This window comes from Sulfuricurvum sp. (genome assembly GCF_049587615.1).
GTDB lineage: Bacteria > Campylobacterota > Campylobacteria > Campylobacterales > Sulfurimonadaceae > Sulfuricurvum.
Genome location: NZ_JBAVEF010000013.1, coordinates 224,518 through 231,573 on the forward strand (window position 1 = coordinate 224,518; position 7,056 = coordinate 231,573).

A 7,056-nucleotide genomic window follows, 5' to 3' on the forward strand; every position below is an offset into this window, starting at 1 on the left:
CACCATGCAAAACCCGCGTCTTTTCCTCTCGCCGCCGCATATGAGCGGGCGTGAGCAGGAATACATTTCCCAAGCGTTTGAAAGCAACTACATTGCCCCTTTGGGGCCTATGGTGGATCGTTTCGAGCAAAGCATCCGAGATTATACACGCGTACCCCATTCCCTCGCCCTCTCCTCAGCGACAGCAGCACTCCATCTCGCCCTGAGGGTTCTCGGTGTCGGAGCGGGTGACGTGGTATTGGCATCGACGTTTACTTTTATCGGTTCCATCGCTCCCATCCTTTACCAAAATGCCATTCCCGTATTTATTGACAGTGACACCGTGAGCTGGAATCTCAACCCTTTGCTTATCGAAGAGGCAATCAACGCATCCCCCAAAAAGCCGAAAGCCCTTATTCTGACCCACCTTTACGGGCAATGTGCCGATTTGGAAAAAATTATCGCCCTGTGCGACCTTCACGGCATCGCACTGATCGAAGATGCGGCTGAAAGTCTCGGTGCTCTCTATCACGGTAAGCAAACCGGAACCTTCGGAACCTTTGGAGTCTACAGTTTTAACGGAAATAAGATCCTCACCACCTCGGGGGGTGGAATGCTGGTATCGCCCAACCAAGAGTTGATCGACAAAGCCCGTTTCTACTCTACCCAGGCACGCGACGATGCACCCCATTACGAGCATACCGATTACGGCTACAATTACCGCATGAGCAATATTCTTGCCGCCATCGGAGTAGCCCAGATGGAAGTCTTAACCGAACGCATCCAAAAACGGCAGCAAATTTTCAAATGGTACCGCGAGAGTTTAGCCGATATCCGCGAAATCACCTTTATGCCCGAACTTCCGAATACGCAGGGGAATCGATGGCTGAGCGCTCTCACTTTCGAACATTCGGATCCAACCCGTGTTCGACTCCTCCTCGAAGAGGAAAATATCGAAAGCCGCCCGCTCTGGAAGCCCATGCATCTGCAGCCCCTCTTTAAAGAGGCCATACGGGTACAAAACGGCACCTCTCAGGCCCTCTTTGAAAAAGGGGTATGCCTTCCGAGCGGAACACAAATGTCCCGAAACGATGTGGAAAGAGTCTGCGCGTTGCTGAAAAAGGCTCTGCGATGAATCGATGGCTCGATCCGACCAATCCAAAGCGAATAGCGTTTTTTCTCTTTTTCGACATTGTTTTATCACTCTTTACCCTCTACGCTGCCTATCTGCTTCGTTTTAATTTTGAGATTCCTTCCGAATTTTTAGAACCGTTTTCTACCGTAGCCTTCACCCTTATCACTTTAAAACTCTTTTTTATCCACCGGTTTAAAAACTACGCCATCATTTGGCGTTTTTACGGTCTCGAAGAGGCTAAAAATCTCTTGTTTGCCCTGACCCTGACCTATGGGATGCTTGCCCTTATCCACACGGCGTTTCCCCATCTTTTTTTTCCGTTTCCCCGCAGTGTCATTATTATCGATCTGTTTCTCTCTTTTGTTTTTTTGGGGGGATTGCGTCTGTTAAAACGGTTGCTGTTCGGATTCGGACTGCATCATAACCATCTTAAAGCCACCCTTCTAATCGGTATTTCTCCCAATAGCGTCAACCTTATTAAAAGCGCCCTTGACGGTTCCCATGAATATTTTCCTGTCGGTATTATTGCGGCACAAGAAAAAAATCATAACATGATCGGCTCGTATCTCAACAATATCAAAATATCGGGGATGGCGGAGATCGCAGATTTGGTCAAATCCAAAAATATCCGTGCCGCCATTATCGACGGATCACTCCCCAATGAGTACCTTCGCGAAGCCTATCAACACCTGAGCGATACAGGGATTCGTGAGATCAAACGTGCCCATTTATTGGATGAGAGAATCAATAAAATCGAAGAACTCTCGATCGAAGAGCTTCTCGCCCGTCATCCCAAAGATCTTGATACCCAAACGATCGGAGAGTTTATACGGGGGAAAACCGTTTTAATTACCGGTGCGGGGGGAAGTATCGGGTCTGAAATAGCCCTCCAATGCCACCGATTTAACGCCTCAAAGCTGATTTTAATCGATCACAGCGAATACAATCTCTACCAAATCGGGGAAAAACTCCCCTCAGCCCTCCTTACCCTGTGCAACATCATCGATTATGAAACCCTCGATCGCCTCATCGGCGATTCTCACCCCGATATCGTCATCCATGCCGCCGCCTACAAACACGTTCCCCTGTGCGAAACCAATCCCCATACCGCCGTTATGAACAACATTATCGGCAGCCGTAACGTTATCGACAGCTCCATTGCGCATGATGTTGCCAAAATCGTCATCATCTCGACAGACAAAGCGGTCCGTCCGACCAACATCATGGGGGCCACCAAACGGGTTGTTGAACTCTATGCCCAAAACATCGATCCCCGAAACAGTGAAATCGTCTCGGTCCGTTTCGGAAACGTATTGGGTTCCAGCGGCAGTGTTATCCCAAAATTCAAATCGCAAATCGAATCAGGGGGACCGCTCACGATCACCCATCCGGAAGTGACCCGTTATTTTATGCTGATCGGCGAAGCGTGCCAGCTCGTCCTCCAAGCCGCCGCTATTGCCCGGGGAGGAGAGCTCTTCATCCTCGATATGGGCGAACCTGTAAAGATCGTAGATTTGGCACAAACAATGATCCGTCTCTACGCAATCCAACCGATCGAAATCGTCAGTGTCGGTCTACGCCCCGGTGAAAAGCTCTATGAAGAACTTCTCATTAATGAAAGTGAACAAAAAACGGCGTTTGAATCGATCATGATTGCCCGTCCAACCCTCTATCCGATTGAAGAACTGAAAAAAAATATTGAAAAATTAATGATGAGTGAGAACGTAACGGAAGGATTGCAAAAGATCGTACCGGAGTTTCAACCCTCCGGTAAATGAGTTTTTATAACTCTGTTTTTAACGCCGCTCCATTCGAAGCATTGGAGACGAGAAGGCTGTAGCGTTTGAGCCATTTGGACGTAATCTCTTTTTTGACCGGTTTCCAGTGAAGACGTCGCTGTTCGAGCACTTCATACCCCACATTAAGCTGCAACAGATGGGTATCCACATCCAGTTCGATCTCATCACCGTCTTCAATAAGAGCGATCAATCCCCCCTCTGCCGCTTCAGGGCTGACGTGACCGATAGAGGCTCCGCGGGTCGCACCGCTAAATCGTCCATCCGTGATGAGGGCAACGCTCTCTCCTAGTCCCATCCCCATAATGAGGGCCGTAGGGGCGAGCATCTCCTGCATCCCAGGGCCCCCTTTCGGCCCTTCGTAGCGGATAACAACGACGTCGCCCGCTTTGACCTTATGCCCTACGATCCCCGCAATCGCCTCTTGTTGAGAGTTAAAGCAGACGGCTGAACCTTTGAATTTGCGCATGTTCGGAGTGATCCCCGCCGTTTTGACTACCGCACCCTCTTCGGCGAGATTTCCGAAAAGGATCGATAAACCTCCGACCGGAGAATAGGCATTTTCGTTGGTATGGATGATGTTCGGATCCTTGATCACCGCATCTTTGATCCGCTCACCGAGAGTCTCACCCGTTACCGTCATTGCATCGGTATGGAGGATTCCGCCGCGGCGGCTTACCTCTTTCATAACCGCATTAACACCCCCCGCACGGTTGATGTCGTCCATGTGTACGGTCGAGAGTGACGGAGAGATTTTCGCGATATGGGCTACTTTTTCAGAGATTTCATTGATTTTCGTAATATCAAAATCCACCTCTGCCTCTTTTGCAATACTTAATAAATGAAGGACCGTATTGGAACTTCCCCCCATTGCCATATCGATAACAAACGCATTGTGAATCGCTTTATCATTCAGAATATTGCGCATATTCCATTTTTCGGCATTTTCGTCTTTCACCATCTCAACGATCCGTTTAGCGGCGGTTTTCACCATTTCGATACGCTCCGGCGTCATCGCCAGAACCGTACCGTTGCCCGGCAATGCAACCCCCATCGCCTCACAGAGGGTATTCATCGAGTTAGCGGTAAACATACCCGAACAGCTTCCGCCACTCGGACACGCTTCACACTCGATCTCATAAAGCTCTTCATCCGACATTTTCCCGTCGGCATGTTTTCCAACCGCTTCAAATGCCGTTGCGAGGTCGATCGGAGTACCGTCTTTTTTATGCCCCGCCTTCATCGGCCCGCCGGAGACAAAAATCGTCGGAACGTTAACACGCAATGCCCCCATGAGCATACCCGGAACGATCTTGTCACAGTTAGGAATACAGATCAAACCATCGAGTTTATGAGCGTTCATGACCGTTTCGATACTGTCCGCGATCAACTCACGGCTCGGTAAGGAATAAAGCATACCGTCATGCCCCATAGCAATCCCGTCATCGACACCGATCGTATTAAACTCGAACGGTACTCCCCCTGCTTCGCGAATCGCCTCTTTGACGATACGGCCGTACTCTTGGAGGAAAAAATGCCCCGGAATAATATCGATATGAGAGTTGGCCACTCCGATAAAAGGTTTATTAAAATCTTCGTCTTTCAGTCCGGTTGCCCGGAGCAAACTGCGGTGGGGAGTCTTGTCAAATCCCCGTTTAATGGTATCGCTGCGCATAAGATTCCTTTTTTTAATTAATATAAAACGGTATAGGAACACATCCCTATACCTACGCTAACGCTGAGTTTTTCTCTTGCAGAAAGCCCATGAACGCTTGCGCTCTTTCATTTGTTTTGACAATTATACGCAAAAAAATCAATAAAACTCTTTACACCCACTATTTTTTTTGCTATACTTCCAGTCCACAAAAACAATGCGGGAATAGCTCAGTGGTAGAGCACAACCTTGCCAAGGTTGGGGTCGCGAGTTCGAACCTCGTTTCCCGCTCCAGTCATCTCAGTTGAAACATTGAATTTTTGATGTTTGACCTGAGGTATTTTTTTCTACGAGATGCCCGGATGGCGAAATCGGTAGACGCAAGGGACTTAAAATCCCTCGGTGGTAACACTGTGCCGGTTCAAGTCCGGCTCCGGGCACCACAGGTGGCGGCATAGCCAAGCGGTAAGGCATGAGCCTGCAAAGCTCTGATCCCCGGTTCGAATCCGGGTGCCGCCTCCATAGAGAAAAAAATAGTTTCATTTTACTACGGGTCACTGGCAGAGTGGTCGATTGCACCGGTCTTGAAAACCGGCGAGGGTAACACCTCCCAAGGTTCAAATCCTTGGTGGCCCGCCATCATAACTTACACAACTCCCACCTATTCAACAATCAAGTTCAACACTGTTATATTCCTACCTTAATCTTAAATTTCTTTCCTACCTTTATATCGAATCGTCCTCTTAATCCGATGAGTGTTACAACATGAATTGAAAATTCACTGAAGGAGAGTTTTCATGAAACGGATCATCAGCATCTATACCGAACACAAAAACAGCGTCCAATTTTATCTCCGTACGACGATGGAAAAATTTCACCCCCTTTCACTCGACTCTCAGGATATGCGACGGTTTTTCGAATCTGAAAAAGCGGCTGAAGTTATCTATGCCGTCAATGAAGCATTTGTCCAATCTTCTCCCAGTTTTGGAAGAAACTACATCGATGAAGATCGCCATGGTGCAGATAAATCTTTTTATTTCAAATGGGTCAGCTTTTCAGAGGAGGCGATCCACATCAGTAACCCCTATCTCCATCATATTACGGGATTACCTACCTTAACCGCGGTAAAGCAAGAGAATGACCGTTATCTTGTCGCCGATTTTGATATGCTCAAACTCCTCGAAGAACTCCGTCTCATCGAACACAACAGCGCTTTTGAAAAAATCAATAGACTCGTCATGGGAAGCGGCGGGTTATTGCTGGGCACCGTCTCTGTCTTTTTAATCTTTTATGGGGCGTATATCTTTTACCGTATGCTCATTTCCCCTTTTTCGGGAGAGGTAGTTATGCATGAGATATTCACATCGATTATCTCGATTACGATCGGACTTGCTATCTACGATTTGGCCAAAACCCTTATTGAAAATGAGGTTCTGTTTAAAACATTCAGTTACGGCAACGACCTCCAAAACAAAACGCTCAGTAAATTTCTGACCTCTATTATTATTGCTCTCTCGATTGAATCGCTCATGGCGGTATTCAAGATTGTTCTGGATGATTACAGCAAACTCATCAATGCCTTTTATCTCATCATTGGCGTCACGTTACTGATTATCGGTACCGGAATATACAATCAGCTTTCCCGTCAAAGCAAGTAAGAAAGGGGAGCTGTACTTAAAAAGCTCGTAATAGGAGCAGCCAATTAAAACAATACCTAAAAAAGAGATCAAAAGTACGGTACTATTACTCTATTAAAGTACATTGCACACTGTTCGTACAAATTATTGAAGCACGAAAGATATCCATGAATCTATCCCCGTCTCAACAAAACGCTTTCGATGAAATGAGCATGACCCAAAAGATTGCCATTCTTTTAGCCCAATTGGGTGAAGATGCAACGGCAATCCTTTTCTCTAAAATGAGTATTCAGGCCATTACCGAAATTTCAAAACACATTGCCAGTAACCGTTCCATCGAAAAAAACATCGGCGCGGCGGTACTGGAAGAGTTTTACGCCATCATTCAGTCGAATCAATATCTGAACACCGGCGGTTTGGAGTATGCACGGGAAATTTTATACAAAGCACTCGGACCGGATGAAGCAAAAAAAGTGCTTGAACGTTTAAGTAAAAGCATGCAGAGTTCCCAAAATTTTGCCTTTTTGTCCAAAATAAAACCTCAGCAGCTCGCCGATTTTATTATCAATGAGCACCCTCAGACGATAGCCTTGATCTTGGCCCATATGGACCCCTCTTCGGCTGCCGAAACCCTCTATATTTTTCCGGATGATTTGCGGGCCGAAGTGGCCATGCGTATGGCAAAACTGGGGGATATCACTCCGGCGATCATCAAACGGGTCAGTACGGTCCTCGAATCGAAACTCGAAGCGTTGGCCAGTTATAAAGTCGAAGTGGGCGGACCGAGATCGGTTGCCGATGTCTTTAACCGTTTGGGTGCGAAAGTATCCAAAACAACCCTGGCACAAATCGAGC

Annotated in this window: 5 protein-coding genes and 4 tRNA genes; 8 read left to right on the forward strand and 1 reads right to left on the reverse strand. The window is 47.3% G+C overall.

Annotated features, from left to right (window positions below; genetic code table 11):
- The first annotated feature begins 4 nt into the window (after positions 1-4).
- Both pglE and WB308_RS02440 read left to right on the forward strand, forming a co-directional pair.
- Positions 5-1,114, forward strand: a complete 1,110-nt coding sequence (gene pglE / locus WB308_RS02435; protein WP_424188629.1) for a UDP-N-acetylbacillosamine transaminase — start codon at positions 5-7, stop codon at positions 1,112-1,114.
- Positions 1,111-2,892, forward strand: coding sequence for a UDP-N-acetylglucosamine 4,6-dehydratase family protein (locus tag WB308_RS02440; RefSeq protein ID WP_424188631.1), 1,782 nt, complete (start codon positions 1,111-1,113; stop codon positions 2,890-2,892). Before pglE ends, WB308_RS02440 begins: the two co-directional genes overlap by 4 nt.
- Before the next feature lie 4 nt (positions 2,893-2,896).
- On the opposite strand, the gene ilvD is transcribed toward WB308_RS02440, so the two are convergent.
- Positions 2,897-4,585, reverse strand: coding sequence for a dihydroxy-acid dehydratase (gene ilvD / locus WB308_RS02445; protein ID WP_424188633.1), 1,689 nt, complete (start codon positions 4,583-4,585; stop codon positions 2,897-2,899).
- Between the two features lie 198 nt (positions 4,586-4,783).
- Between ilvD and WB308_RS02450 the strand changes: the two genes are divergently transcribed.
- The 6 genes from WB308_RS02450 to fliG all read left to right on the forward strand — a co-directional run.
- A tRNA-Gly gene (locus WB308_RS02450) sits at positions 4,784-4,858 on the forward strand.
- A 62-nt stretch (positions 4,859-4,920) separates the two neighbouring features.
- Positions 4,921-5,007: transfer RNA gene (locus WB308_RS02455), tRNA-Leu, on the forward strand.
- A 5-nt stretch (positions 5,008-5,012) separates the two neighbouring features.
- A tRNA-Cys gene (locus WB308_RS02460) sits at positions 5,013-5,086 on the forward strand.
- Positions 5,087-5,115: 29 nt separating this feature from the next.
- Positions 5,116-5,203: transfer RNA gene (locus tag WB308_RS02465), tRNA-Ser, on the forward strand.
- Between the two features lie 158 nt (positions 5,204-5,361).
- Positions 5,362-6,222: a hypothetical protein gene (locus tag WB308_RS02470; protein WP_424188635.1), complete on the forward strand. Its 861-nt coding sequence runs from the start codon at positions 5,362-5,364 to the stop codon at positions 6,220-6,222.
- 146 nt (positions 6,223-6,368) lie between these two features.
- A partial coding sequence (gene fliG / locus WB308_RS02475) for a flagellar motor switch protein FliG (protein ID WP_424188637.1) occupies positions 6,369-7,056 on the forward strand: 688 nt, incomplete at its 3' end.